The organism is Chryseobacterium sp. FW101-FHT12H09, assembly GCF_058790395.1.
In genome coordinates this window covers 1,075,503-1,099,451 of the sequence record NZ_JBYTCP010000001.1, presented here as the reverse complement: position 1 = coordinate 1,099,451, position 23,949 = coordinate 1,075,503, and the positions used below count along the sequence as shown (strand labels likewise).

At 35.2% G+C, this 23,949-nt stretch carries 24 protein-coding genes; 16 read left to right on the top strand and 8 right to left on the bottom strand.

Translation table 11 applies throughout. The features are described from left to right. Window positions 1–19: 19 nt before the first annotated feature. Both murA and AC3WRL_RS05040 read right to left on the bottom strand, forming a co-directional pair. Window positions 20–1,327 (bottom strand): UDP-N-acetylglucosamine 1-carboxyvinyltransferase, encoded by a 1,308-nt coding sequence (gene murA, locus AC3WRL_RS05045; RefSeq protein WP_214832957.1) that lies wholly within the window; start codon window positions 1,325–1,327, stop codon window positions 20–22. Next, window positions 1,328–1,990, bottom strand: a complete 663-nt coding sequence (locus AC3WRL_RS05040; protein WP_214832955.1) for a DUF4290 domain-containing protein — start codon at window positions 1,988–1,990, stop codon at window positions 1,328–1,330. Between the two features lie 189 nt (window positions 1,991–2,179). Here AC3WRL_RS05040 and AC3WRL_RS05035 point away from each other — a divergent pair, with 189 nt between their 5' ends. Then, complete coding sequence (locus AC3WRL_RS05035; RefSeq protein WP_492329850.1) at window positions 2,180–3,613, top strand: alpha-amylase; 1,434 nt, start codon at window positions 2,180–2,182, stop codon at window positions 3,611–3,613. A 53-nt stretch (window positions 3,614–3,666) separates the two neighbouring features. On the opposite strand, the gene AC3WRL_RS05030 is transcribed toward AC3WRL_RS05035, so the two are convergent. After that, window positions 3,667–4,080: a thiol-disulfide oxidoreductase DCC family protein gene (locus AC3WRL_RS05030; RefSeq protein ID WP_214832951.1), complete on the bottom strand. Its 414-nt coding sequence runs from the start codon at window positions 4,078–4,080 to the stop codon at window positions 3,667–3,669. 13 nt (window positions 4,081–4,093) lie between these two features. After that, a complete protein-coding gene (locus tag AC3WRL_RS05025) occupies window positions 4,094–4,555 on the bottom strand; it encodes a heme-binding domain-containing protein (protein ID WP_261511093.1) in 462 nt (153 codons plus the stop codon). Window positions 4,556–4,841: 286 nt separating this feature from the next. On the opposite strand from AC3WRL_RS05025, the gene katG reads away from it, so the two are divergent. The 3 genes from katG to upp all read left to right on the top strand — a co-directional run bounded on the left by katG (window position 4,842) and on the right by upp (window position 9,588). Further along, the gene (gene katG / locus AC3WRL_RS05020; protein WP_492329849.1) at window positions 4,842–7,115 is read left to right on the top strand and encodes a catalase/peroxidase HPI; all 2,274 of its coding nucleotides are present in this window, start codon (window positions 4,842–4,844) and stop codon (window positions 7,113–7,115) included. Window positions 7,116–7,379: 264 nt separating this feature from the next. After that, window positions 7,380–8,690 carry a ribosome biogenesis GTPase Der gene (gene der / locus AC3WRL_RS05015; protein ID WP_214832944.1) on the top strand — a complete coding sequence of 437 codons (1,311 nt, stop codon included), beginning with the start codon at window positions 7,380–7,382 and terminating at the stop codon, window positions 8,688–8,690. A 247-nt stretch (window positions 8,691–8,937) separates the two neighbouring features. Continuing rightward, window positions 8,938–9,588 carry a uracil phosphoribosyltransferase gene (gene upp, locus AC3WRL_RS05010; RefSeq protein ID WP_492329848.1) on the top strand — a complete coding sequence of 217 codons (651 nt, stop codon included), beginning with the start codon at window positions 8,938–8,940 and terminating at the stop codon, window positions 9,586–9,588. Between the two features lies 1 nt (window position 9,589). Here the strand turns inward: upp and AC3WRL_RS05005 are convergent, their stop codons facing one another. From AC3WRL_RS05005 to AC3WRL_RS04995, 3 genes are all read right to left on the bottom strand, one after another. After that, on the bottom strand, window positions 9,590–10,279 hold the full coding sequence (locus tag AC3WRL_RS05005; protein WP_214832940.1) for an alpha/beta fold hydrolase: 690 nt from the start codon (window positions 10,277–10,279) through the stop codon (window positions 9,590–9,592). Window positions 10,280–10,391: 112 nt separating this feature from the next. Then, on the bottom strand, window positions 10,392–11,042 hold the full coding sequence (locus AC3WRL_RS05000) for a ComF family protein (RefSeq protein ID WP_214832938.1): 651 nt from the start codon (window positions 11,040–11,042) through the stop codon (window positions 10,392–10,394). Window positions 11,043–11,097: 55 nt separating this feature from the next. Then, window positions 11,098–12,594, bottom strand: coding sequence for a helix-turn-helix domain-containing protein (locus AC3WRL_RS04995; protein WP_492329847.1), 1,497 nt, complete (start codon window positions 12,592–12,594; stop codon window positions 11,098–11,100). Between the two features lie 126 nt (window positions 12,595–12,720). Here AC3WRL_RS04995 and aceB point away from each other — a divergent pair, with 126 nt between their 5' ends. The 9 genes from aceB (at window position 12,721) to AC3WRL_RS04950 (ending at window position 20,834) form a co-directional block, all read left to right on the top strand. After that, the gene (aceB, locus tag AC3WRL_RS04990; protein ID WP_214832935.1) at window positions 12,721–14,295 is read left to right on the top strand and encodes a malate synthase A; all 1,575 of its coding nucleotides are present in this window, start codon (window positions 12,721–12,723) and stop codon (window positions 14,293–14,295) included. 144 nt (window positions 14,296–14,439) lie between these two features. Beyond that, window positions 14,440–15,720 carry an isocitrate lyase gene (aceA, locus tag AC3WRL_RS04985; protein WP_492329846.1) on the top strand — a complete coding sequence of 427 codons (1,281 nt, stop codon included), beginning with the start codon at window positions 14,440–14,442 and terminating at the stop codon, window positions 15,718–15,720. A 97-nt stretch (window positions 15,721–15,817) separates the two neighbouring features. Next, window positions 15,818–16,201 (top strand): acyl-CoA thioesterase, encoded by a 384-nt coding sequence (locus tag AC3WRL_RS04980; RefSeq protein ID WP_492329845.1) that lies wholly within the window; start codon window positions 15,818–15,820, stop codon window positions 16,199–16,201. Between the two features lie 58 nt (window positions 16,202–16,259). Continuing rightward, a complete protein-coding gene (locus AC3WRL_RS04975; protein ID WP_261511099.1) occupies window positions 16,260–16,835 on the top strand; it encodes an OmpH/Skp family outer membrane protein in 576 nt (191 codons plus the stop codon). Between the two features lie 345 nt (window positions 16,836–17,180). Continuing rightward, window positions 17,181–17,627, top strand: a complete 447-nt coding sequence (locus AC3WRL_RS04970; RefSeq protein ID WP_214832927.1) for a 6-pyruvoyl trahydropterin synthase family protein — start codon at window positions 17,181–17,183, stop codon at window positions 17,625–17,627. 26 nt (window positions 17,628–17,653) lie between these two features. Beyond that, a complete protein-coding gene (locus tag AC3WRL_RS04965) occupies window positions 17,654–18,445 on the top strand; it encodes a UDP-2,3-diacylglucosamine diphosphatase (protein WP_214832925.1) in 792 nt (263 codons plus the stop codon). 172 nt (window positions 18,446–18,617) lie between these two features. After that, on the top strand, window positions 18,618–19,607 hold the full coding sequence (locus tag AC3WRL_RS04960) for a LuxE/PaaK family acyltransferase (RefSeq protein ID WP_492329844.1): 990 nt from the start codon (window positions 18,618–18,620) through the stop codon (window positions 19,605–19,607). 61 nt (window positions 19,608–19,668) lie between these two features. Continuing rightward, window positions 19,669–20,175 (top strand): phosphate ABC transporter permease, encoded by a 507-nt coding sequence (locus AC3WRL_RS04955; RefSeq protein WP_214832921.1) that lies wholly within the window; start codon window positions 19,669–19,671, stop codon window positions 20,173–20,175. Between the two features lie 113 nt (window positions 20,176–20,288). Next, a complete protein-coding gene (locus AC3WRL_RS04950) occupies window positions 20,289–20,834 on the top strand; it encodes a hypothetical protein (RefSeq protein ID WP_214832919.1) in 546 nt (181 codons plus the stop codon). A gap of 49 nt (window positions 20,835–20,883) precedes the next feature. Here AC3WRL_RS04950 and aqpZ read toward each other — a convergent pair whose 3' ends face one another. Next, complete coding sequence (gene aqpZ, locus AC3WRL_RS04945; RefSeq protein ID WP_214833218.1) at window positions 20,884–21,600, bottom strand: aquaporin Z; 717 nt, start codon at window positions 21,598–21,600, stop codon at window positions 20,884–20,886. A 217-nt stretch (window positions 21,601–21,817) separates the two neighbouring features. Here aqpZ and AC3WRL_RS04940 point away from each other — a divergent pair, with 217 nt between their 5' ends. The 3 genes from AC3WRL_RS04940 (at window position 21,818) to AC3WRL_RS04930 (ending at window position 23,945) form a co-directional block, all read left to right on the top strand. Continuing rightward, complete coding sequence (locus tag AC3WRL_RS04940) at window positions 21,818–22,438, top strand: DUF5715 family protein (RefSeq protein ID WP_261511103.1); 621 nt, start codon at window positions 21,818–21,820, stop codon at window positions 22,436–22,438. A 148-nt stretch (window positions 22,439–22,586) separates the two neighbouring features. Continuing rightward, window positions 22,587–23,315 (top strand): hypothetical protein, encoded by a 729-nt coding sequence (locus AC3WRL_RS04935; RefSeq protein ID WP_214832915.1) that lies wholly within the window; start codon window positions 22,587–22,589, stop codon window positions 23,313–23,315. A 6-nt stretch (window positions 23,316–23,321) separates the two neighbouring features. Next, window positions 23,322–23,945 carry a hypothetical protein gene (locus AC3WRL_RS04930; protein WP_214832913.1) on the top strand — a complete coding sequence of 208 codons (624 nt, stop codon included), beginning with the start codon at window positions 23,322–23,324 and terminating at the stop codon, window positions 23,943–23,945. Window positions 23,946–23,949: the final 4 nt, after the last annotated feature.

Sequence of the window (23,949 nt, the reverse complement as noted above, 5' to 3'; positions counted from 1 at the left end):
ATTTTGAATAAATTATATATTAAATTCTTTCGATGTCTGCTCCAATTGCTTTTAGTCTTCCATCGATATTTTCGTAGCCTCTGTCAATCTGTTCGATATTGTGGATAATCGATTTTCCTTCTGCAGAAAGTGCTGCTATAAGAAGAGCGTTACCTGCTCTGATATCTGGAGAAACCATAGTCGTTCCACGAAGTGGAGCTTCTTGATTAAGACCAATAACTGTAGCTCTGTGTGGGTCACATAAAATGATCTGCGCACCCATGTCGATTAATTTATCAACAAAGAATAATCTCGATTCAAACATTTTCTGATGAACCAGAATGCTGCCTTTTGCCTGAGTGGCAACTACCAAAATGATGGATAGTAAATCAGGTGTGAAACCTGGCCACGGTGCATCGGAAATCGTAAGAATAGATCCATCAATAAATTTCTGGATTTTATAATTTTCCTGAGCCGGAATATAAATGTCATCATTGCTTTGTTCAAGCTGGATTCCAAGTTTTCTGAAAGTATTAGGAATAACTCCCAATTGATTCCAGTTTACATTTTTTATGGTAAGCTCAGATTTTGTCATCGCAGCAAGACCGATCCATGAACCTATTTCAACCATATCAGGAAGCATGGTGTGCTCTGTTCCATGTAAGTGAGTAACTCCTTCAATCGTTAATAGGTTTGAACCTATTCCCGAAATATTAGCACCCATTCTGTTTAGCATCTTGCAAAGTTGCTGTAGATAAGGTTCGCAAGCTGCATTATAAATTCTGGTTTTACCTTTTGCTAAAGCTGCAGCCATTACGATATTAGCAGTACCGGTTACTGAAGCCTCCTCCAATAAAATGAATTTTCCGTTAAGCTCTTTAGCTTTTAATGAATAGAAGTATTCCTCCTCATCATAATGGAACTCAGCTCCTAATTCTACCAATCCTTGAAAATGGGTATCTAATCTTCTTCTTCCTATTTTGTCTCCACCAGGTGTTGGCATATAAGCCTCGCCATATCTTGCCAGCATAGGACCCATAAGCATGATCGAACCGCGTAATTTTGCACCGTCCTTTTTGAATTCATTTGATCTTACATAATCAAAATTGACACGATCAGCTTTAAAAGTATAATCTCCTTGTCCGTTTTTTGTGATTTTTACTCCAAAGTCACCCAGAATTTCAATGAGTCTATTGACATCGTGAATGTCGGGAATGTTTTTAATTGTTACCTCTTCATCAGTTAGTAAAACTGCACATAAAATTTGTAAAGCTTCATTCTTTGCCCCTTGTGGAGTAATTTCACCTTGCAGTCTCTTTCCTCCTCTTATTTGAAACGTTCCACTCATTTACTTTCTGTTTTTATGATTGTTGTTATTGTTGTGCCTTCTTTTGTTGGTTTGGTTTTTATTATTGCTGTTGCGATTGTTGTTGTTATTGTTGTTGCTTCGGTTGTTGGTCGTGTAATAGATCTTACTTTTCTCCAAAGATTCAATTCCAGTCAGATCCAATCTGTTTTCCGATAGCTCTTTCAAATGACGGAAAATCACATCATCAGTAACATGTTCTTTATTATATACATTATAAGACTTCTTCATGTTGTTGGCAATAACCTCGATAAGAGCTTCTTTTTCATCTCCCGGTTCAAGTTCTATAGCTTTTTCAATTAATTGAAGAATACTTTTCCCGTAAAATTTAAAGTCACCCTGAAGTTTTGGATATTCCATTCTTTTAGGTTTTTCTTCAAGTTGCTCTTTCGTAGGAAAAGGATAAGGAGAATCTACATCCAATTCATGATTGGCTAAAATATATAGATGATCCCAAAGTTTATGTTTATAATTGTCTTCATCACGAAGTTGTGGGTTTCTTTGTCCCATAAAATCGATGATTGCCATTGCCATTTCGTTTCTCTCCTCTTTAGAAGGAAGCTCTTTGCAACGCTCAACCAACTGTTGTATAATTCTGCCATATTCCGGCATATTAAGTTGCGTTTTTTGGGTGTTATATTCCATAATATGCAAATATATGGATTAAAAGAAAAATTGTCTTGATAATCTTTAAAGTTTATGATTTTTTAATGAAAATTTATGATAGTGTTTTTAGAAATATTTTTAATGACAAGCAAATTTATTCACGTTCCTTGGAATTTATTTTAATAAAATTGTACTTTAGTTATTATATTAATAATTAAAATACGAACTATGAAAAAAACACATTTCCTTCTTTCATTAGTAGCTTTAGGTATTATGAATTCCTGTGCTACGAATGATGAGGTGATAGATAAAAGCTCTAATGAATTAGAGGTTCATTCCAAAATAGTGCAGGTTACAAATCATGATGGGAGGCCTTTCAGTACAGGAAAAGAATCGGCTAATGGTAAATTTACTGCAGGTCCTGGCGGTGGAGTTCTGATGCAGGGGTTTTATTGGGATGTTCCCGAAGGTGGAAACTGGTGGAATACCGTTAAAGATAAATTGACCGACTGGTCCAATGCCGGAATAAGTGCAGTTTGGCTGCCGCCAGCATCAAAGGCGCAGAATGGTCCTTATTCAATGGGGTATGATCCTACGGATTATTATGATTTTGGAAATTTTAATCAAAATGGAAGCATAGAGACGCGATTTGGTTCAAGAGCAGAATTAGAAGCATTGATCACTAAAGCTCATGCTGAAAATATGCAGGTTTATGCTGATATCGTTATCAATCATAACAGTGGCGGGCAATCTGAAGCTAATCCTTATACGGGAACCAATACCTGGACTAATTTTTCAGGAATAGCTTCCGGGAAGTTTCCAAGAAGCTACAATGATTTTTATAAGAATGCTTATGGAAATAATGATGAAGGTGCTTTTGGTGGTTTTCCGGATTTATGCCATGCACGTCCTTATGTGCAGGACTGGCTTTGGGGAAGAGATGATTCTGTGGGGAAATACTATAAAAATGTAATGAAGTTTGACGGTTGGAGATTCGATTATGTAAAAGGTTTTGGAGCTTGGGTGGTGAATAGCTGGAATTCTAATGTGGGTGGTTTTTCTGTAGGAGAATTGTGGGATTCCGATGTAAATACATTAAACTCATGGGCAAATAATGCCAACAGTTCGGTGTTCGATTTTGCAGCCTACTATAAAATGGATGAAGCTTTTGATAATGGAAATCTTAATCTTTTGAATGATGATATGATGTGGAAAAGAAATCCTTATAAGGCGGTTACTTTTGTGGCGAATCATGACACCGATATTATCCATAATAAGATGCCTGCTTATGCTTATATTTTAACTCATGAAGGGTATCCCACTATATTTTACAGAGATTATGAAGAATGGTTGAATAAGGAAAGGTTAAATAATCTGATTTGGATTCATAATAATAAAGCGACAGGAACAACTTCTATTCTGTACACGGATAATGATGAATACATTGCGAGACGAAATGGTTATAATGGTAACCCAGGATTGGTTGTGTATATCAATACTTCTTCAAGCTGGCAGGAACGATGGGTTGATACGAACTGGACTAATCAACAGATCAAAGATTTTACCGGGGCATCCACCTGGTATCCGACGACACAGGCTGATAAAAGAGTTAAAATTCAATGTCCGCCAAATAGTTATTCTGTATGGTCACTTAATCAATAAAAAGAAGGCTGTTTCAATTTGGAACAGCCTTCTTTTTTATGATATTTTTTAATTTAAACTTCTATAAATTTTCTTTTCTGATTCTGATCAGGAAGAAAACATTTCTGAGCAGCCAATTTCATTCTGTTTCTTGAGATCAGATCATAAACCTGATCACTTAAAAATGTTGGAATGATTTTTCCAGCAGCAATCAGTTGATAAATACCACCTAATAAACTGGCAATTTGAAGAACTGCCCGGGATTTTACCAGGTAATATTGATTAGGTTTCCAAAGATACATCGTGTTGAATACCGTTGTTTCCAGCCCCCTTTCGGATAAAAATTTCTGACCGAAATCAGATTGTAAGGACGCGAATAAAAATTTGTTTTTTGTATCACGTTCCAGGATCCACTGTACCCAGAAATTACAGACTCCGCATTCTCCATCAAAGAAGACAATATATTTATCCTGCCAATTTTCCTGCATAATCCATTTGTTTTTAAAATACCATCGATCTTTCAGTTTCTTCTTTTACTTTTTTAAAGTATTTTATTAATTCCTTTCTTTGTTCAGGAGTTAATTTTGCACCCTGATGACCAATGAAATATGATTCAAGAGGCATTTCCTCTTTTTCGATCATTTCTGTACATTCCTGCAATTTGTGTGCCTGTCTTTTAGGTTCGTACATTGCAAAGGTAGAGAAATTTAGATGTTTTCTTCCTTCATCAATATGTTTTTTTAAAAACCATGAGGAGGGAGCAATACTGGAATACCATGGATACTTTGTTTCATTAGAATGACAGTCATAACAGGAAGTGTTGATGATCTTGGCGATCTCCGGTGGTGTATTTTTTATTTTTAAAAAATCCATGCCTGGATTTAAAGGTGGATTTGTCTTATCAATTGGAAAAAACTGAATGATAATAAAAGCAACTAAGAGAACGATCAATACTTTTTTCATACTGCTGTTTTTGAGTGTTTGTATGGATAAATGTAGGCATTTTTTTTCTTATCGTAAAAGGTAGAATCATTCTAAATAGAGTGGTTTTACGAGTTTTTTATCTTGATTTGAATGAAATATTGCTAACTTCTTGCATTTAATGAGGCAAAATTGCGAGATCTAAATTATAGTTTTTAACTATTGTAAAAATAATATCAATAGATCAAATTTATTGATCAGGTTGTTGTAAGTTTGTCTTATTCATAGCAAGTAAACTATATCTATCAATATTAAAATTTAAGCAACAATGGAAAAAGATTCAAATGACATCAGTAAGTGCCCGTTTCATAATGGAACGATGAAGCAAAGTGTCGCTGGTGGTGGAACTCAAAATCAGGAATGGTGGCCTAACCAGTTAAGAGTTGATATTTTACGTCAGCATTCATCTTTGTCGGATCCTATGGATAAGGATTTTGATTATGCTGAAGCTTTTAAGAATTTAGACCTTGAAGCGGTAAAAAGAGATCTTCATGCATTAATGACTGATTCACAGGAATGGTGGCCTGCAGATTTCGGACACTATGGTCCTTTGTTTATCCGTATGGCTTGGCATAGTGCCGGTACTTATCGTGTAGGTGATGGTAGAGGAGGTGCCGGAGCAGGGCAACAACGTTTTGCCCCATTAAATAGCTGGCCGGATAACGTAAGTCTTGATAAAGCCAGAAGATTGCTTTGGCCTATTAAACAAAAATATGGTAAAAATATATCATGGGCAGATCTTTTGATTCTTACCGGTAATATTGCTTTGGAATCCATGGGCTTTAAAACATTTGGATATGCCGGAGGACGTGAAGATGTTTGGGAGCCGGATATGGATATATATTGGGGATCTGAAACAACATGGTTAGGAGGAGACCTGCGTTATGCACACGGTTCTGAAGGGGTAGTTGAAAATCATGGCGTCCTTCCTACAGATGATAATGCAGATGGGGATGTTCATTCACGTAATCTGGAAAAACCTTTAGCAGCAGTACAGATGGGTCTTATTTATGTAAACCCTGAGGGGCCTGATGGGAATCCGGATCCTATTCTTGCGGCTAAAGATATTCGTGATACTTTCGGACGTATGGCGATGAATGATGAAGAAACTGTAGCATTAATTGCTGGTGGACACAGCTTTGGAAAAACGCACGGTGCAGGACCGGCGGATCATGTAGGAAAAGAGCCTGAAGCAGCCGGAATTGAGCAACAGGGATTAGGATGGAATAGCAGCTATCGCAGTGGAAGTGGGGCTGATGCCATCAGTAGTGGGCTGGAAGTTACCTGGACCAAAACACCTACTCAGTGGAGTAATAATTTCTTTGAAAACCTATTTGAAAATGAATGGGAACTTACCAAAAGTCCAGCGGGGGCTCATCAATGGGTCGCTAAAAATGCAGATAATACAATACCTGATGCGTTTGATTCTACAAAAAAACATAGACCTACAATGCTGACAACCGATCTTTCATTAAGATTGGATCCGGCATATGAAAAAATATCAAGACATTTTTATGAAAACCCTGATGCATTGGCGGATGCTTTCTCCCGAGCATGGTTTAAACTTACACATAGAGATATGGGACCAAGAGTCCGTTACCTGGGGCCTGATGTTCCCGCTGAAGTATTGATCTGGCAAGATCCTATTCCTACAGTAGATCATGCGTTAATCGATGCTGGTGATATTGAATCATTAAAAGTGAAAATATTAAATTCAGGAGTAAGCTCTTCAGAATTGATAACTACAGCATGGGCTTCAGCATCAACTTTCAGAGGAAGTGATAAGCGTGGTGGAGCAAATGGTGCCAGGATTCGATTAGCTCCTCAAAAAAACTGGCAGGTAAATAATCCTGTTCAATTGCAGAAAGTACTAAATGGATTGGAAAATATCCAGACAGAATTTAATGCACAATCTTCAGGTAAGAAAGTTTCATTAGCAGATTTAATTGTATTGGCAGGAACTGCAGCAGTAGAGAAAGCAGCAAAAGATGCCGGCTATGATATTTCTGTTTCTTTCACACCGGGTCGTATGGATGCTTCACAAGAACAAACTGATGTTGAATCTATGGGATATCTTGAACCTGCAGCAGACGGTTTCCGTAATTACTTAAAAAGAAAATATACCGTTTCCACAGAAGCGTTATTAATAGATAAAGCACAGCTTTTAACACTTACGGCTCCTGAACTAACGGTATTAATCGGCGGAATGAGAGCGCTGGATACTAACTTTGACGGTTCTAAAAATGGGGTATTTACACACCGTCCAGGAGTTCTTACTAATGATTTCTTTGTGAACCTTCTGGATATGAGAACACAATGGAAAGCAACTTCCGCGGATAACGAATTGTATCTGGGAACAGATCGCTCAAGTGGACAGCCAAAATGGACGGCTACCCGTGCTGATTTGGTATTCGGTTCCAATTCAGAATTGAGAGCTATTGCTGAAGTATATGCCAGTGCTGATGCGCAAGGTAAATTTGTTAAAGATTTTGCTGCTGCATGGACTAAAGTAATGAATTTAGATAGATTTGATTTAGTTTAAATCTTAATATCATATAACTTAAAACCATCCTGAGAAGGGTGGTTTTTTGATTTGAACAATTTCAAATTATGAAATAATATATTTGATGTATGGCTATTGTCTGATATACAAAGTCTTAATAATGCCTAGGGTTGTTTTTGAAATCTCGTTTTTTTTATTTCTAAATAATAAAGCCTTATCTTTGCAAAAAATTGAGCTCCAAAAGTTGGAGTAACTCATTAATAACTTGTCCCGAGCGAGTCGAGGGATTATTAAACATTTTTTATGTCAAACATTGTTGCTATCGTTGGGCGTCCCAACGTAGGAAAATCCACATTATTTAACCGATTTCTGGAGAGAAGAGAAGCTATTGTAGACTCTACTGCCGGAGTTACAAGAGACCGTCATTACGGAAAATCAGATTGGAATGGAGTAGACTTTACTGTAATTGATACAGGAGGATATGATGTAGGAACAGAAGATATTTTCGAAGAAGAGATCCGTAAGCAAGTACAGTTAGCAGTAGATGAAGCAACATCTATTATCTTTATGCTGAATGTAGAAGAAGGCCTTACCGATACTGATTATGAGATCCATGAACTTTTAAGAAGATCCAATAAGCCTGTATATATTGTTATTAATAAAGTAGATTCTGCTAAGGAAGAATTAGCGGCTACAGAATTTTATCAGTTAGGAATTGAAAAGTATTTTACACTTTCTTCAGCAACAGGTTCTGGAACCGGAGAATTACTGGACGATATTGTTAGGGATTTCCCAACTACCGATTATCAGGATCCTTTTGAAGGTTTGCCTAAAATTACTATTGCAGGTCGTCCAAATGTAGGAAAATCAACTTTAACGAATGCCTTACTTGATGTTGAAAGAAACATTGTAACCGATGTTGCAGGAACAACGAGAGATAGTATTCAGACCCTTTACAATAAATTCGGACACGAGTTTGTGTTGGTAGATACTGCAGGAATGCGTCGTAAGGCTAAAGTTTCTGAAGATCTGGAATTTTATTCTGTAATGAGATCAATCCGTTCTATTGAATATTCTGATGTCGTGATTATTATGGTAGATGCAACTCAGGGTTGGGAATCTCAGGATATGAATATCTTCGGATTAGCCCAGAAGAACAGAAAAGGAATTGTGATCGTGGTTAACAAATGGGATCTGATTGAAGATAAAAAAACAAATACCATTCGTGATTTCGAAAAAGTAATTAAAGATAAGATCGGACAGTTTCAGGATATTCCAATTTTGTTTATCTCTGCTTTAACGAAACAAAGAATTCTAAAAGCTGTAGAAGTGGCAATGGAAGTTTACGAAGACCGTAAGAAGAAAATAAAAACTTCAAAATTAAATGAGGTGATGCTTCCTATTTTTGAACAGACTCCACCTCCTGCAAACAAAGGAAAATATATTAAAATTAAATATTGTGTTCAGCTTCCTACACCATCGCCGCAGTTTGTATTTTTCTGTAACCTGCCGCAATATGTAAAAGAACCATACAAGAGATTTACTGAAAACCAATTGAGAAAAGAATTCGGATTTACCGGAGTTCCTATTGAAGTATATTTCAGACAAAAATAATAAGAATTTAGTTTCTTGGAACTTTCAAAATATCAAAAAAAGAAAGTTGAAATGAGAAATTATTAATCATAAAATCTGGTAAGAATAACGTTCTTACCAGATTTTTTTTGAGCCGATATAAGGGAATATTGATTTCTTTTTCCTGATCTATTTATTTGGCCTCAGGGATTTCAATATCCCGATTCATTTTTTAATTGTAATTTTGCAGGAATTAAAGCCGATCAACTCTAATTAAAATTTAAAATTCATGCTTACTATTTTATCAGAAAACTTTTCTCTTGTTAATGAATGGATTAATGAACTTCGTAATGTAGAAGTTCAACAGGATCGATTGAGGTTCCGTAGAAATATGGAGCGTATCGGAGAGATAGCAGCTTTTGAGATCAGTAAGGACTTAGAACAAAAAGAGGTTGAAATTCAGACTCCTCTGGATACGATAAAAGGAAAGGAAATTGCAGTCCAGCCTGTTGTTACCACAATTTTAAGAGCAGGAGTTCCTTTATTTCAGGGGATTTTAAATTATTTAGATAAAGCAGATTGTGGCTTTGTAGCTGCTTACAGAAAACATGATGCGAATGATTATTTTTCTATTAAACAGGATTATTTAACTTGCCCAAGTATTGAAGGCAGACCTTTGATTGTTGGAGACCCAATGTTGGCAACAGGAGCTTCTTTAATTGAGGCTATCAAAGATCTTTTAACACATGGAACACCTACGCAATTGCATATAGTGGCAGCAATCGCTTCACGCCAGGGAGTAGAAACTATTGAAAAAGCATATCCCGAAGCAAAAATCTGGGTAGGAGCCATTGATGAACAGTTGACCACTAAAGGATATATCACTCCGGGGCTAGGTGATGCCGGAGATTTAAGTTACGGCGAAAAATTGCAGCGATAATTTAGACTAAATTCCAGAAATCTTTCATGATATCAAATACTAATGTTGAACGTACTTTGTCCATCGGATGCTTCGTGTCTGGAAGTACAGCCAGCCTTGCATTTGGAATGCTATGATAGACCCGGATACTTTCTTCCAATGTTACCATGTTGTCTTTATCTCCAACCATGATCTGAACGGGTGTTGTGATAGCAATTAAACTGCTCTGATCTAATGGTGGATTTTTGCCTAGAGAAATCATCATTTTAGCAATTGCGGGAAGAAGTTGTTTCCATTTACTGCCATGTTGAGCTTCCAGTTGTTCTGCATATTTTGGAATTTTTGAAAGGATTGTCTCAGGATCCAGCATTTTACTTTCCCTTACAGCCTGTTCTTCCGTCCAATCGAATTTTGTTCCTAAAGTCAGAATGGAACTTACGTTATCAGGCTTCCGCAAAGCATAACAAAGACCAACATAACCACCCATGCTGTGTCCGAAAATATAAACGTCTTTTAAATTTTCCTCTTCACAATAATTTTCCAGCTCCTTGGTGTATTTTTCAATGCTAATGTCTTCTTCTGAAATGTCAGTATTTCCATGTCCTGAAAATAGAGGAGTATGTATATTGAAGTGTTTCGATAGTTCCTGTTGATAAGGTTTAAAAATATCGCTATGCCCTAAAGCCCCATGTAGTAAAAGCAGATTTTTCATAATTATTAGTTTGATCGGAAAATTATAAAAAAGATTTGAATTGGAAGAGGTGACAGATTAAATATTCAGGACATAGATCTATTTAGTTATAAAACCTATGTTTCATGATCACCTAATCTATCGCCATTACCAGAATGCTCACTTTGTTATTTCCAGTTTTTAAAATCTCCCAGGCAATAGTAGATACCGTATTTCCGGTGGTGAACACATCGTCAATTAATAAAATGTGTTTTTCTGAAATATTTCGGGTTATTGAAAATGTGTTTTCATTTTTTAGGCGGTGTTTTTTATCTTTCAAAGCCTGGGCTTTCGAGTAATGATTTCTTTTAATTAAATGATGGTCAAATGGAATGTCATAAAAGCTGGCTAATATTTCGGTAAAAAGGTGTAGTTGATTGTAGCCTCTTTCTTTTTCCTTCTTAGGATGAAGAGGGACACTTACCAGAAGGTCAGGCTTTTTGCTTTTAAAATCCAACCTTTCTGTAATCCAATAGGCAAGGATTTTTCCGGTTTTCTCCCGGCTTCTGTACTTTAGTTCGTGAATGATCTTGCGGCTAAGGTTTTTTTCTTCAAACTGCATAAGAGCATAGGTGTTTTCAACAGGAAATAAAAGTTTGCATTTTTCTTTAATGATATTTTCATCAAAATAATCATAATGAGTAAAATGGATATGCTTAAAACAAAGATCACATACCAATATATCGGCATCGATGACCCGGTTGCAATGGATGCAACGGTTAGGGAAAAGTAGATTTAGAATCATTTGTGTGTTTGTTAAGCTAATATAAGATTATTGGCTTAAACAGGAAAGTCTGAAATTAGTTTTTACTTTGCGGTTCTGATTCTATTTCTTTTCGTATTTTTTCAATAGAACTTTTCATACTCAGATTGAAATATTCCTTCTCCAGTCTAACAGGTGGAGCTTGTCTTACTTCGCAATCGGCAATACTGCAGGATTCACAGGTTACACCTACATTGATCGTAGGTAAAGTGGGTGATTTGATAAAGTTTATTTTCTTTATCGTTTGGGAATTCAGTAAAATTCCGAGACAATAGCTTCTGTTGCTGCCATCTGAAAATGGATTTTTCTGAGAAGTGGAAATTACCAGATAACTTATACCCTGATCTTTGTAATGGGAAATTTGGGCATCCGTCACAGTTTCATTTTCTTTTAAATGCTGAAGGTTTTTAACGGCTATCCATCTTCTGCAGTAATGTTCATTTGTGGCATTGGCATGAGGAGCCTGTTGATGATTAAGATGTAGCTCTTTTAAGATCTGTATTCTATCTGAACCTTTCTTTTTAACCAGACATAAGTAAAACAGATCTTTAATTCCTAATTCCGATGACAGGATATTGGTCAGTCTGTAATAAAATGTTTCAGGAGAATTGGTGAAGCTTTCAATGAGATCGGTAAAGTTTTTTGGCTTCCATGTATTTTGTAAAAAAAAGTCGGAGGTATTTTCAATGATCTGCTCCTTTGAGATGAGTAATGCACCGGCAAAATAAGAGGCGTAAAAATTATTCAGAATTTCTTCAAAACTTCCAAAGTCCAGCCACGAATAGGTGTTAGGGCGATTTTTTAATTCCAGAACGTTAAAGCCTATCTCTTTAGCCAGGATAAAAGTCTTCTGATCCTTCTCCAGCTTAATATTAAGAAGTAAGAGTTTTTTTTCGGGAATAAATAATGATCGCAGATGAGTTGAAGTTCCATAAGGTTCAAAATCTCTTGATTGGATGGTATAATTAAACTTCTCAATAAGAATACTTTGTAAAACATCAGGATTCATATTTTTATTGAATTCCAATTGATGTTCCTTTGCAAATAGCAATACTTTTTCTTCAATGTCAGGGAAATAATTGTCATAAAGCTCCTGAAAAGAACGCAATACAGCAAAATAAAAACGTTCTTTCCCTAAATTATAATTCTGAGATATTTCAATCAAAGCATTGATAAAAGCTGTTACTTTTTTAGGAGCATCACTGATAATACTGATCAGGTTATTTTTATTGATCCCGAAAAGATCTAATGGAACTTCTTTAAAGAAATCTGATTGTAAAATTTCATTGAATGGAGCGAGGCTCTTATCAAGTTTGGTAGACACCAGATCATCAAAAGTACAATTCAAAGATTCTGACAGTTGAATTATTTTATCATGTTTCGGATATTTTTTTCCATTCTCAATTTCGTTCAGATAAGATTTTGATAGACCTGTCTTTACAGCAAGATCCTGCAGAGACCAATTTTTCTTTTGTCTCTGCTGTTTCAGCTTCAGTCCGAATACCGTTTTAATAAAGTCACTTTCTGTATTCATTACTCAAATATAAATATTTGATTGCGATTATTCGCATAATAAATTTTAAAAATAATTAGCGAACGTTCGCTAATTGTGAAAATTTTTATTTATGTTTGTAATATCAAATCACAAAATCAATGAGTTATGGAAACCACAACCCAATTAAAAATAAAGGCTCAAAGCCAGTTTAAAGAAATTTTTAATCCTGAGTTAGTAGAATTTCTGGTTGAACTTCATCAGAATTTCAATACCAAGAGACTGGATCTTTTAGAAGAAAGAAAAGAAACTCAACTGGATTTTGACCGGAAACATCTTCCCAGGTTTTTACCACAAACGGAAGAAATAAGAAATGGAAATTGGGTGTGTTCGCCACTTCCTAAAGATCTGCTCGATCGCAGGATTGAAATTACAGGACCTGTGGACCGGAAGATGATCATTAATGCACTCAATTCTGGCGCTTCTACTTTTATGGCGGATTTTGAGGATAGTAATTCTCCAACCTGGAAAAACTGTATGGAAGGTCAGATTAACCTTTCTGATGCTATTAACAGAAACATCGATTTTACGAACGAGCAAGGGAAATCCTATACGCTTAATAGTAAAACAGCTGTTTTACTGATTCGTCCCAGGGGTTTGCATCTTTCTGAAAAACATATTGAGATCAATGGCGAAGAAACTTCAGGTTCGTTGGTGGATTTTGGAATTTATTTTTTTAGAAATGCCCATCAATTGCTGGAGAATGGAAGTGGTCCCTACTTTTACCTTCCAAAATTAGAACATTATAAAGAAGCCCGTTGGTGGAATGAAATTTTTGATTTTGCTCAGAATTACCTTCAGATCCCAAAAGGAACTATTAAAGCAACGGTTTTAATAGAGACGATCACGGCATCATTTCAGATCGATGAGATTTTATACGAATTAAAAGAACATAGTTCAGGATTAAACTGTGGCCGATGGGATTATATTTTCTCATTTATTAAAAAATTCAGAAACCTTCCGGAATTTATTATTCCTGACCGGGATCAGGTAACGATGACCTCTCCATTTATGGCCGCTTATTCAAAAAGAGTCATTGAGATCTGTCATAAGAGAAATGTCCATGCGATTGGTGGAATGGCAGCACAGATTCCTATAAAAAATGATGATCAGGCGAATGATGCAGCTTTTGAAAAGGTAAAAGCTGATAAAGAACGTGAAGTAAAAAATGGGCATGATGGAACCTGGGTTGCACATCCCGCTTTGGTTTCAGTGGCAAAAAATATTTTTGACCAGTACATGCCTTATCCCAACCAGATTGATAAAAAAGTGGATTATCAGATCAAAGAAAGTGACCTGTTAGAAATTCCAAAAGGCGAGATTAGTGAAAAAGGAGTCCGTAAGAATATTAATGTCGGAATCCTGTATCTCGAAAGCTGGTTGATGGGAGTGGGTGCTGCAGCGATTTATAACCTGATGGAAGATGCGGCCACTGCAGAGATTTCACGAACACAGATCTGGCAATGGCTAAACAATGAAGCGGTATTAATTGATGACAGAGTATTAACCAGAGAAATGGTTCTTCAATGGGAAAAAGAAGAAATGGAGACTATTGAAAAATATGTTGGTGAAGAACGATTTAAGAACGGAAAATTCAACCTCGCGAAAGAACTTTTTAATGAACTGATCTTCTCAGAGAAGTTTGAGGAATTCCTGACGTTGAAAGCGTACCCTTTTATCTAAGCAGAAAGTGCATGAGTTTTGGGTGTTATGATGGAGGGATTTAAAATAAAACCGTAACATACAAAATGATTTTATGGAAAACCGTTTCACTCGAATCCTATAACTCGCAATTGAAAATATTAACTAAATACAAATCAAAATATTATGAAAACGAAACAAGAAAAAATTCAGGCTTTAGAGCAGGATTGGTTGAACAATCCTCGTTGGAATGATGTACAAAGACCTTATACTGCTGAGGAAGTATTGAAACTCAGAGGTACTTATACCATTGATTATACGATTGCTACTGAAATGTCTAAAAAGTTCTGGGAGAAACTAACGACTCAGGATTTTGTAGCCGGATTAGGAGCATTAACCGGAAATCAGGCGGTACAGGAAGTAGATGCCGGTCTGGAGGCAATTTACCTTTCAGGATGGCAGGTGGCTGCTGATGCTAATTTATCAGGGGAAATGTATCCTGACCAGTCTTTATATCCTGCGAATTCAGTGCCTTCTGTAGTGAAGAAAATTAATAATGCTTTATTGAGAGCTGACCAGATCCAATCCGTAAGTGGAAATGGAGACAGAGAATATCTGGTTCCTATTATTGCAGATGCAGAAGCAGGTTTTGGAGGTAATCTAAATGCTTTTGAACTCATGAAGCAAATGATAGAAGCCGGTGCTGCGGGAGTGCATTTTGAAGATCAGTTGTCATCAGCAAAAAAATGTGGTCACCTGGGTGGTAAAGTATTGGTTCCAACTCAGGAGGCTATCAATAAATTAGTTGCAGCCCGTTTGGCATCAGATGTAACAGGGGTTCCAAGTGTGATTATCGCAAGAACAGATGCTGATGCTGCAGACTTACTGACTTCAGATATCGATGATCGAGATAAAAAATTTGTAACCGGAGAAAGAACATCAGAAGGTTTTTATGTGGTAAAAAATGGAGTAGAGCAGGGAATAGACCGTGGTTTATCTTATGCTCCGTATGCAGATCTGATCTGGATGGAAACTTCTAATCCTGATCTGGAACAGGCAAGAAGATTTGCAGAAGGAATTCACGCCAAATTCCCAGGAAAAATGCTGGCTTACAATTGTTCACCATCTTTCAATTGGGCAGCAAAATTAAGTGTTGAAGAAATGACTACCTTCCGTGAGGAATTGGCAAAAATGGGTTATAAATTCCAGTTTATCACATTGGCAGGTTTCCATGCGTTGAATACTGCGATGTTTGAATTGGCTTTGGCATATAAAGAAAAAGGAATGGCTGGATATTCCGAATTACAGGAACGTGAGTTTGCTTTACAGCAAAAAGGTTTCAGAGCAGTAAAACACCAGTCTTTTGTAGGAACAGGATATTTTGATGAGGTTCAGAATGTGGTGACTGGTGGTTCTTCAGCTACGGTAGCAATGAAAGACTCTACTGAAATGGCACAATTTCATTAAGATTCATTTTTCGCATTATACATATTGTTTGAAAGCCTCCTCAATTTTGGGGAGGTTTTATTTTTAAGTATTATTTTTGAATAAATTTTTCAAAAGGATGAGTTTAGTATATCAAAAAGAAATAAAAGTAACAGAAGAAAATATAGATCAGAATAAGCATGTCAATAATGTGCAATATGTAAGCTGGGTGGAAGAAATAGCCACAGAACATTGGGATTTTGTAAAGCATAGAACTGAGTATCCCGAAGATATCTGGATGCTTCTGGATCATCATATTCAATACAAAAAACAGGTGTATCTGAATGATGTAATAACTGTAAAAACCTACCCCAAAAATCCGGAAGGCATCAAACAGCCCAGAAAAGTTGAGTTCTATTGTAATGGTCAGCTTGTGGTAGATTCCCTGACGCTGTGGGTTTTAATTGATTCTAAAACACAAAAAATTCAAAGATTGAAAAGTGATTGGCTGGAAAAGCTTTAAATATATTATATTTGGAAACTAAAAAAAACTACAAAAGTTTTAAAATAATTATAAAAAAATGAAGTTAATTAAAGTGTTTTTTATTGCAGCAGGATTGACGCTGACTGCTAATGTCGCAAATGCTCAACAAAAGATAGGGAATGTAAATTCTGATGATATTTTTGCAAGTATGTCTGAAGTGAAAACAGCAAATGCAACCGTCGATAACCTTACTAAAGCAAAGCAAACTGAAATTGAAAAATTAATCAGTGATTACCAGGCTAAACTGAAAGTAGCACAGGATAAAGAAAAGACAATGAATGAGGCTAATAAAGAAGCCGTAACTAAAGAACTGATAGCAGCACAAACAGAATTACAAGGTTTGGGTAAGAAAATAGAAGAAGCGAGAACAACCGCAGCTAAAGATATTTCAGCTAAACAAAATGAGCTGTTTACTCCTTTACAGCAAAAAATACAAACTGCTATTTCTGCTGTAGCTAAAGAAAGAAGTCTGAATTATGTATTTGATACTTCATCAGCACAAGGTGCTAACAATCTTGTGTACACAGATGGAAGCGAAGATATCACAGCTGCTGTGAAAACTAAATTAGGAGCAACAGCAACAGCAACTAAACCAGCTGCAAAATCTAAATAATAGTTTCTGTAAATTAAAATATTCTAAACGGAATCGGATCAAAAGTCTGGTTCCATTTTTTTTATACATATAGCTCCTGGAAAATATAATAATACTATTGTATATTGTTTCCTTGACTGTCAAAAATGAAAGAATTTATTTAAGTCCTTATTTTTGAAAAAATTGGATAAATAACAGAGGAAATTAACTTTTGAACTATTAGAAGAGTCTTGCAATGATTACAAATATTTTGTCGGATCATTGATGGAATTTTTATCAGAAATAGATCCCTATTATTTTTTTATTATCATATCATACTGCTCAGCAGATGTCCCAAACTCACCCCAAATTCCTTATCTTTGCACCATGATACGTATTACAAAAATTTTTACATTCGAAACAGCGCATGTGCTGTATAATTACGATGGAAAATGTAAAAATATGCATGGACATTCCTATAAGCTCTTTGTAACAGTGAAGGGAAAACCTGTAAATGATTTGGAGAACCCTAAAAATGGGATGGTAGTGGATTTTGGTGATATCAAAAGTATTGTAAAATCTGAAATTGTAGATGTTTGGGATCACGCGGTCTTAATTAACGGATTGTCTCCACATAAAGAATTGGGAGAAGATCTTGAGGGAAGAGGTCATAAAGTGATCTATTGTAATTTTCAACCGACTTGCGAAAATATGCTGTATGCTATTGCAGCTAAAATAAAATCTAAGCTTCCGGCTGAGGTTTCTCTGGCTTATCTTAAACTTCATGAAACTGAAAACTCTTATGGAGAATGGTTTGCTGAAGATAATTCTTAAATTTACTCAACAAAAAACTCAAATAGGTGTTAAAGACAACCATCAATTTAGAACCTGGAAAAAAAGTGTATTTTGCTTCCGATCAGCATTTTGGAGCTCCTGACCCAAAGGAAAGCAAAGTGCGTGAAGAAAAGTTCATCCGCTGGATGGACGAGATAAAAGAAGATGCTCAGGTTTTATTTTTAATGGGTGACCTTTTTGATTTCTGGCATGAATGGAAATATGTGATTCCGAAAGGATACGTCCGTGTATTGGGAAAGATCGCAGAATTAAAGGATAGAGGTATTCATGTTTACTTCTTTGTAGGCAATCACGATCTATGGATGAAAGATTATCTCGAGGAGGAAATCGGCTGTACTGTATTTTATAAGAAACAATATTTTGAAATGGGTGGTAAACAGTTTTTACTCGCTCATGGAGACGGTTTAGGGCCTGGTGATAAAGGCTATAAAAGGATGAAAAAGTTATTCACAAATCCTATTGCACAATGGGCTTTTAAATGGCTTCATCCGGATATTGCAATGAAGATCGCATTGTATCTTTCACAGAAAAATAAAATGATTTCTGGTGAAGAAGATAAAGCATTTTTAGGGGAAGATAAAGAGTTTTTGATCATCTACTCGAAAGAGAAACTGAAGACTGAGAAGATCGATTATTTTATTTATGGACACCGTCATCTTCCGATGGTTTTAGATCTGGAACAAAATGCCAAATATATCAATCTTGGAGATTGGATTTCCTATTTTACCTACGGTGTTTTTCAAGAAGATTTTGAATTAAAGACCTTTGAGGAAAAGACAAAAAAAAATTACCCCTAAAAGAGGTAATCTTCGAATGAATAAATTCACTCTGTTTTTAATCCATATTCCGCATACATCATTGCAATAACTTGACCAAAAATTTCAATTTATATTAAAAAAATATTAAAAAGGGTTGATGTTGGGTTAATCGATTAGAAATGAGACGATAAGAATATTAAAAATTTAGAAATTGGAAAATATATTCAACATACAGACTGAGCAGGATTTTTTAAATGCTTCATTGAAAACATTTCGTTATCAATACGAGAATGTTGAGATATACAGGAAGTTTGTAGATTATCTTAAGGTGAATCCTGAAACAGTTAGTGAACTGTCAAAAATTCCATTTCTACCAATAGAAATGTTTAAGAATCATCAGATCCTGGACAAAAAAGCATCTGCAGATCTGTATTTTCAAAGTTCGGGAACCACGCAGATGAACTTATCTAAGCATTTCATTGCGAATGAAAACCTGTACCGTGAAAGTGTTTATAAAAGCTTTGAGCAGTTTATCGGAAAGCCTGAGGATTTTATTTTCCTTGGATTGTTACCAAGTTATCTGGAAAAACAGAATTCATCATTAATTTATATGGTAGATTATTTGATGAGCACTTCCGCAAAACCTGAAAACGGATATTTTTTATACAACCACTCCGATTTATTTGACCTTTTAAATACATTGAAAGATAAAAAAGTGATACTATTCGGTGTTTCTTTTGCGCTTTTGGATTTTCTGGATTATTGTCATTCCGAACGAAATGGAGAATCATTAAATTTTATGGAAAACTTAGTGGTGATCGAAACCGGTGGAATGAAAGGCAGAAAGGAAGAAATGACAAAAGATGAATTGCTGGTAATTCTTCAGGAAGGTTTTAAAACAGATAAGATCTATTCAGAATATTCAATGACAGAATTGTTATCTCAGGCATATTCCCTTGGAAATAATGAATATAAGTGTCCAAATTGGATGCGTATTTTAGTGAGAAATGTAGAGGATCCATTGACGTATGAGAAAGAGGGTAGAACCGGGGCTGTTAATATTATAGACCTGGCGAATATTCATTCCTGCTCTTTTATTGCAACACAGGATTTAGGAAAAACACTTGCTGATGGGAAGTTTCAGATTCTCGGAAGAATAGATCATTCTGATATTCGTGGATGCAGCTTACTGGTTTCTTAAATCAGAAGTCAGGTTGAGCAGGAAAATGCGATCATCTAAAACATTGTAAAAGATTAAAAATATGGATGTGATTAAAAAATTGTTCTTATACTCTCTTTTGATTGGATTATCCAATTTGGTGTCTGCTCAAAAAGATGTGAAATCTGATATTTGGTCTGGAATTTATGTTGTACGTTCGGTAAATAAAGAAAGTTCAGAAATTGTTGATACTTTAATAATTAATAGAACAAAAGATGCCGATCCGAAAAAAGTTGCTGCCCGCTATGAATCGGATTTAGCCCGATGGACAATTTTTTCTAAAAAAGATGGTGATAAAGGAAAAGCTGTTATTAAGAGATTTTTATTTGATATAAAAAATAAAGAAGACGGATATAAAGAATTTGGTTGGACGGATTTACATGAGAAAGGGAAGATGAACTGTATTGATGGTGGACATTTTTTTATTTGTCAGACAGAACCGGATACTAAGGTTTCCTTTAGTAAAGATGAAGCCTATCCTACTAAAACAGGTATTTTTGGGATATGGTTAGATTACGGAATAGCCGAACTGGAGAAGATCGAAAATTGAAGTGAGAAACAATAATGACGATCTTTGTTTTTATAAGTCGTGAATTTTAATATAATACGAATTCCCCCAATCCCCGAAGCTCCCCCACCTAAAGACCTCTTAAATAAGAAAACATGCTTAAAATAGAAGAACTTGTTCACGCATATATCCATTCTCATTGTGATTTTGAGAAAGAAATTGTTTTAACCAATCATTTTCATTCTGATTGGGAAGCTGATATATTGATCATAAATACTTTGGGGCTGAGTCATGAAATTGAAATTAAGCTGTCTAAAAGTGATTTTAAAAATGATTTCAAAAAATCCTATATCAATACTGCTACAGGAGAGAAATTTTTAAAACACGATAAAATTTCCTGTGGAGATTATGTGTGTAATGCATTTAGTTTTCTCCTTCCTATGGGTATGATTGATCATAATGTGATTCCTGAACATTGTGGGATCATCGAATTTTATCATAATGTGGATACGTGGGAAACTGAATTTTATCTCATAAGAAAGCCTATTCAGGTACATCAGGATTCCTATTGGAAACTAAAAGATAAAGATCTTTTTATCCGAAAAATAGCACTTAATTTACTACAGCGAAAAATGGAGATCAAAGGAAAACACGAAGAACTTATCTTTAAAAATCCTTTTGATATCAAAAAAAGAAAATAAAAAATCCTGCCAATTTAGACAGGATTTTTTTTAGATATATATTTTTTTATTAAGCAGCTACCTCGGTATCTGTTCGTTGAAGTAAGAATTTGTAGATCAATCCGCCAGCAATTCCACCAAGAATAGGAGCTACCCAGAACAACCAAAGTTGAGACATCGCAGCACCACCTACAAAAAGAGCCTGGGAAAGGGATCTTGCAGGATTTACGGATGTATTGGTAATAGGAATTGATATTAAATGTATCAATGTTAAAGCAAGGCCAATGGCAATTCCAGCGAATTTTCCGTTAGCCCATTTATCCGTTGCTCCCATAATAATGATCAGGAAGAAAGCAGTTAACAAAAACTCGGCTAAGAACGCTGCCCCCATCGAATAGCTTCTGTTATGATAGCCGGGCATATCATAGAAGTTGGTGGCAAAAGCTCCTGGTCCTTCTGTAGTAAATGCTCCAGCACCGTTGAGGATAAAATAAAGGCAGGCAGCTGCTGCGATTGCACCCAGACATTGGGCGGCAACATAAGAGATCAGGTCTTTGAAAGGAAATCTTCCTCCGGCTAAAAGACCAAAAGTCACAGCAGGGTTAAAGTGTCCTCCTGAAATATGACCCACAGCATAAGCCATGGTGAGAACCGTAAGACCAAATGCTAAAGCAACACCTAAAAGTCCAATTCCAATGTCGGGAACTCCGGCAGCGAAAACTGCACTTCCGCAACCACCGAAAACAAGCCAAAATGTGCCGAAAAATTCAGCAAAAAGTTTTTTTATCATAATGTTTATTTTTATATTGAAACCAAATTTATAGTTTAAATTTCAAATTTTCAAATTAATTTTTAAAAAGAATGAAATTAAATCGAATAACAGGTGTGGATATGGCAATGTTATTCAGTATTTAATGAAGAATATATTTTATGAATACTTCTCTTATAGTTGAATTGTATCACATAAATGTTTATTTTTCGTTTTTTAATTAAAAAGCTTGCGAATGAAAAAGTTTCTGTGTGTAATTTTTGGATGTTTTATTTCTCATTTTCATTATGCCCAATCCTCTAAAAATACAGGATCCTGTTATGACCTTAATGAAGTTTTAAAAGTGGAACCAACACCTCTTTATAAACCTCACCTGGATGCTTCAAAAAGTTTTGGGGTAAAATTACTGAAGGATACTAAAATCATTCAGAAATATATCAACAGCGGAAAGTTTCATAAAATTAAAAAAACGGGGAAAGGATACCGGGTTCAGAAATTGAATTATAGCAGAGCTTATATGGTTTCTAAAGCTAAAACAACCCTTGAAAAAATGGGCGCCAGATTTAGTAAAGAGACAAAAGGACATACTTTTACGGTTTCATCAATTACAAGGACGCTTGAAGATCAGTGCCGATTAAGAAGAGTGAATTCCAATGCGTCCTTAGGAATAAGCTCTCATAATTATGGAAACTCTTTCGATATTTCTTACGTACGGTTTAATGATGTTTTAAAATATAATCCTAAAATGGAAATTGCTTTAGAAAAAGTATTGAAATATTACGCTAATGCCGGCCGGATTTATTACATAAAAGAAAGACAACAGAGCTGTTATCATATTACCGTGAGGAATTATTGATCATTGTAATAATTTGATGATTTGAAAAGAAATAAAAAGGATATTGTTTTATCTTTAATGAAGATTAATAAATCCTCAATTATAAGTGAGATATTTGCATAAGTAGTTTAGTTTATATAATTTTATACGACTAAAAAACCATGAAAATATGACAATTCTTAACAAAGATGAATATACCGCCGCAATTGCCGCGTGGGATACCAGTTCCAAAGATTATTCAACAATCCAAAAGTTAATCCCCTCCAACTTTGTTTTTACCCTTTCGCTGGATCAAATTGACTGGCTGAAAAGAAATAATAAATGTGAAGATTTCTGTACTGAAATAGGAGTGTATAAAAATCAACTTGTATTGATCCTTTGTGCACTTGATGCAAACGGACAAAAAATTGCAGTTAATGAATACCCTTATAGCATTCTTGCAGAGTTAACAACAAACCTTACTTTGGTAGAAACAAAAGAGTATACCTTAGTGAAAAATGCTGTTCTTTCTAAAGAATTACAGCAGGTAGATCGTACTGCGGATATGTATTTACCCGTAGCTAATATGCCGATAATGGAACAGGATAAAGCTGTTGCTGCCATAGAACTTTGGAGAGATGAAGGATCAACATGGTTCTATAGAGAGTGTGAGGAATTTAAGGGAGCAAGGATTTTTAAAAGATTCTATGTTCCTGTAGAAGACCTGAATCCACCGAAAGAGGGACTTAGCTATATCGTATGTTCATTTGGAATCAAATTTTCTGAAATCTATCAGAGACCTTTGGTAACATTGATCTTTATCTCTTTCTTTCAGGATTTACAAAATACAGGAAGTGTAGAGGTAATTTCCAATACATACGATTGGTCAAGACCATGTCCTCCGATTTGTCAATTATAGAAATATATGCATAGCTATTTTATCACTACGTGGGGTATCACAAATATTCTGCTTCTCATTTCTTTTATTTTCGGAATTGCAAAATATTCTGTTTTAAGAAAAGAAGAAAAACAATATGTGTTCTATATTGGATTTCTTTTATTTATAGAAGCCGCAACTAATTTTTTAACAGTTGTTCTTCATTATAAAGACACCTCATTTTTGTATCCGATTTATATAGCTGGCGAATTTTTCCTGTTAACAAGTTTATTCATTAGAAAACTGGGCGTACTAAAATATGGGCTGATCCCAATATTGATCCTTACGGTAGGTTTTTTAATTGTAAATAAATTTTTTGACACCTATTTTAATGATGATGTTGTAAAAGTGACTTCCAACATCATCATTGTATGTTTTGCAGGGTATACTTTATTACAGCAAATTAAGAATAACAAAAGTGTTAATCGCTTTACATTAGTGGATGCCTGTATTTTTTTCTATTATTCTGTCTCCGTTTTTATTTTTATCATCCAGCATCAGATAGCCACTTTGTCAGAGGATAATTATTATGCAATTTTAGGAACCAATAATATTCTGTCAAGTATTTTATATGGTTCTTTTATATATACATTTATCAAATTAAAGAAATAACCCT

Coding starts and splice junctions, on each gene's coding strand:
- AC3WRL_RS05025 (WP_261511093.1), bottom strand. CDS start 4,555: ATGAAAAAAGTATTGATCGTTCTCTTAGTTGCTTTTATTATCATTCAG.
- AC3WRL_RS05030 (WP_214832951.1), bottom strand. CDS start 4,080: ATGCAGGAAAATTGGCAGGATAAATATATTGTCTTCTTTGATGGAGAA.
- AC3WRL_RS04995 (WP_492329847.1), bottom strand. CDS start 12,594: ATGAATACAGAAAGTGACTTTATTAAAACGGTATTCGGACTGAAGCTG.
- AC3WRL_RS04955 (WP_214832921.1), top strand. CDS start 19,669: ATGGATGTGATTAAAAAATTGTTCTTATACTCTCTTTTGATTGGATTA.
- AC3WRL_RS05035 (WP_492329850.1), top strand. CDS start 2,180: ATGAAAAAAACACATTTCCTTCTTTCATTAGTAGCTTTAGGTATTATG.
- AC3WRL_RS05000 (WP_214832938.1), bottom strand. CDS start 11,042: ATGATTCTAAATCTACTTTTCCCTAACCGTTGCATCCATTGCAACCGG.
- AC3WRL_RS05040 (WP_214832955.1), bottom strand. CDS start 1,990: ATGGAATATAACACCCAAAAAACGCAACTTAATATGCCGGAATATGGC.
- katG (WP_492329849.1), top strand. CDS start 4,842: ATGGAAAAAGATTCAAATGACATCAGTAAGTGCCCGTTTCATAATGGA.
- AC3WRL_RS04980 (WP_492329845.1), top strand. CDS start 15,818: ATGAGTTTAGTATATCAAAAAGAAATAAAAGTAACAGAAGAAAATATA.
- AC3WRL_RS04970 (WP_214832927.1), top strand. CDS start 17,181: ATGATACGTATTACAAAAATTTTTACATTCGAAACAGCGCATGTGCTG.
- aceB (WP_214832935.1), top strand. CDS start 12,721: ATGGAAACCACAACCCAATTAAAAATAAAGGCTCAAAGCCAGTTTAAA.
- AC3WRL_RS04975 (WP_261511099.1), top strand. CDS start 16,260: ATGAAGTTAATTAAAGTGTTTTTTATTGCAGCAGGATTGACGCTGACT.
- murA (WP_214832957.1), bottom strand. CDS start 1,327: ATGAGTGGAACGTTTCAAATAAGAGGAGGAAAGAGACTGCAAGGTGAA.
- AC3WRL_RS04950 (WP_214832919.1), top strand. CDS start 20,289: ATGCTTAAAATAGAAGAACTTGTTCACGCATATATCCATTCTCATTGT.
- AC3WRL_RS04930 (WP_214832913.1), top strand. CDS start 23,322: ATGCATAGCTATTTTATCACTACGTGGGGTATCACAAATATTCTGCTT.
- AC3WRL_RS05005 (WP_214832940.1), bottom strand. CDS start 10,279: ATGAAAAATCTGCTTTTACTACATGGGGCTTTAGGGCATAGCGATATT.
- AC3WRL_RS04935 (WP_214832915.1), top strand. CDS start 22,587: ATGACAATTCTTAACAAAGATGAATATACCGCCGCAATTGCCGCGTGG.
- der (WP_214832944.1), top strand. CDS start 7,380: ATGTCAAACATTGTTGCTATCGTTGGGCGTCCCAACGTAGGAAAATCC.
- AC3WRL_RS04940 (WP_261511103.1), top strand. CDS start 21,818: ATGAAAAAGTTTCTGTGTGTAATTTTTGGATGTTTTATTTCTCATTTT.
- upp (WP_492329848.1), top strand. CDS start 8,938: ATGCTTACTATTTTATCAGAAAACTTTTCTCTTGTTAATGAATGGATT.
- aceA (WP_492329846.1), top strand. CDS start 14,440: ATGAAAACGAAACAAGAAAAAATTCAGGCTTTAGAGCAGGATTGGTTG.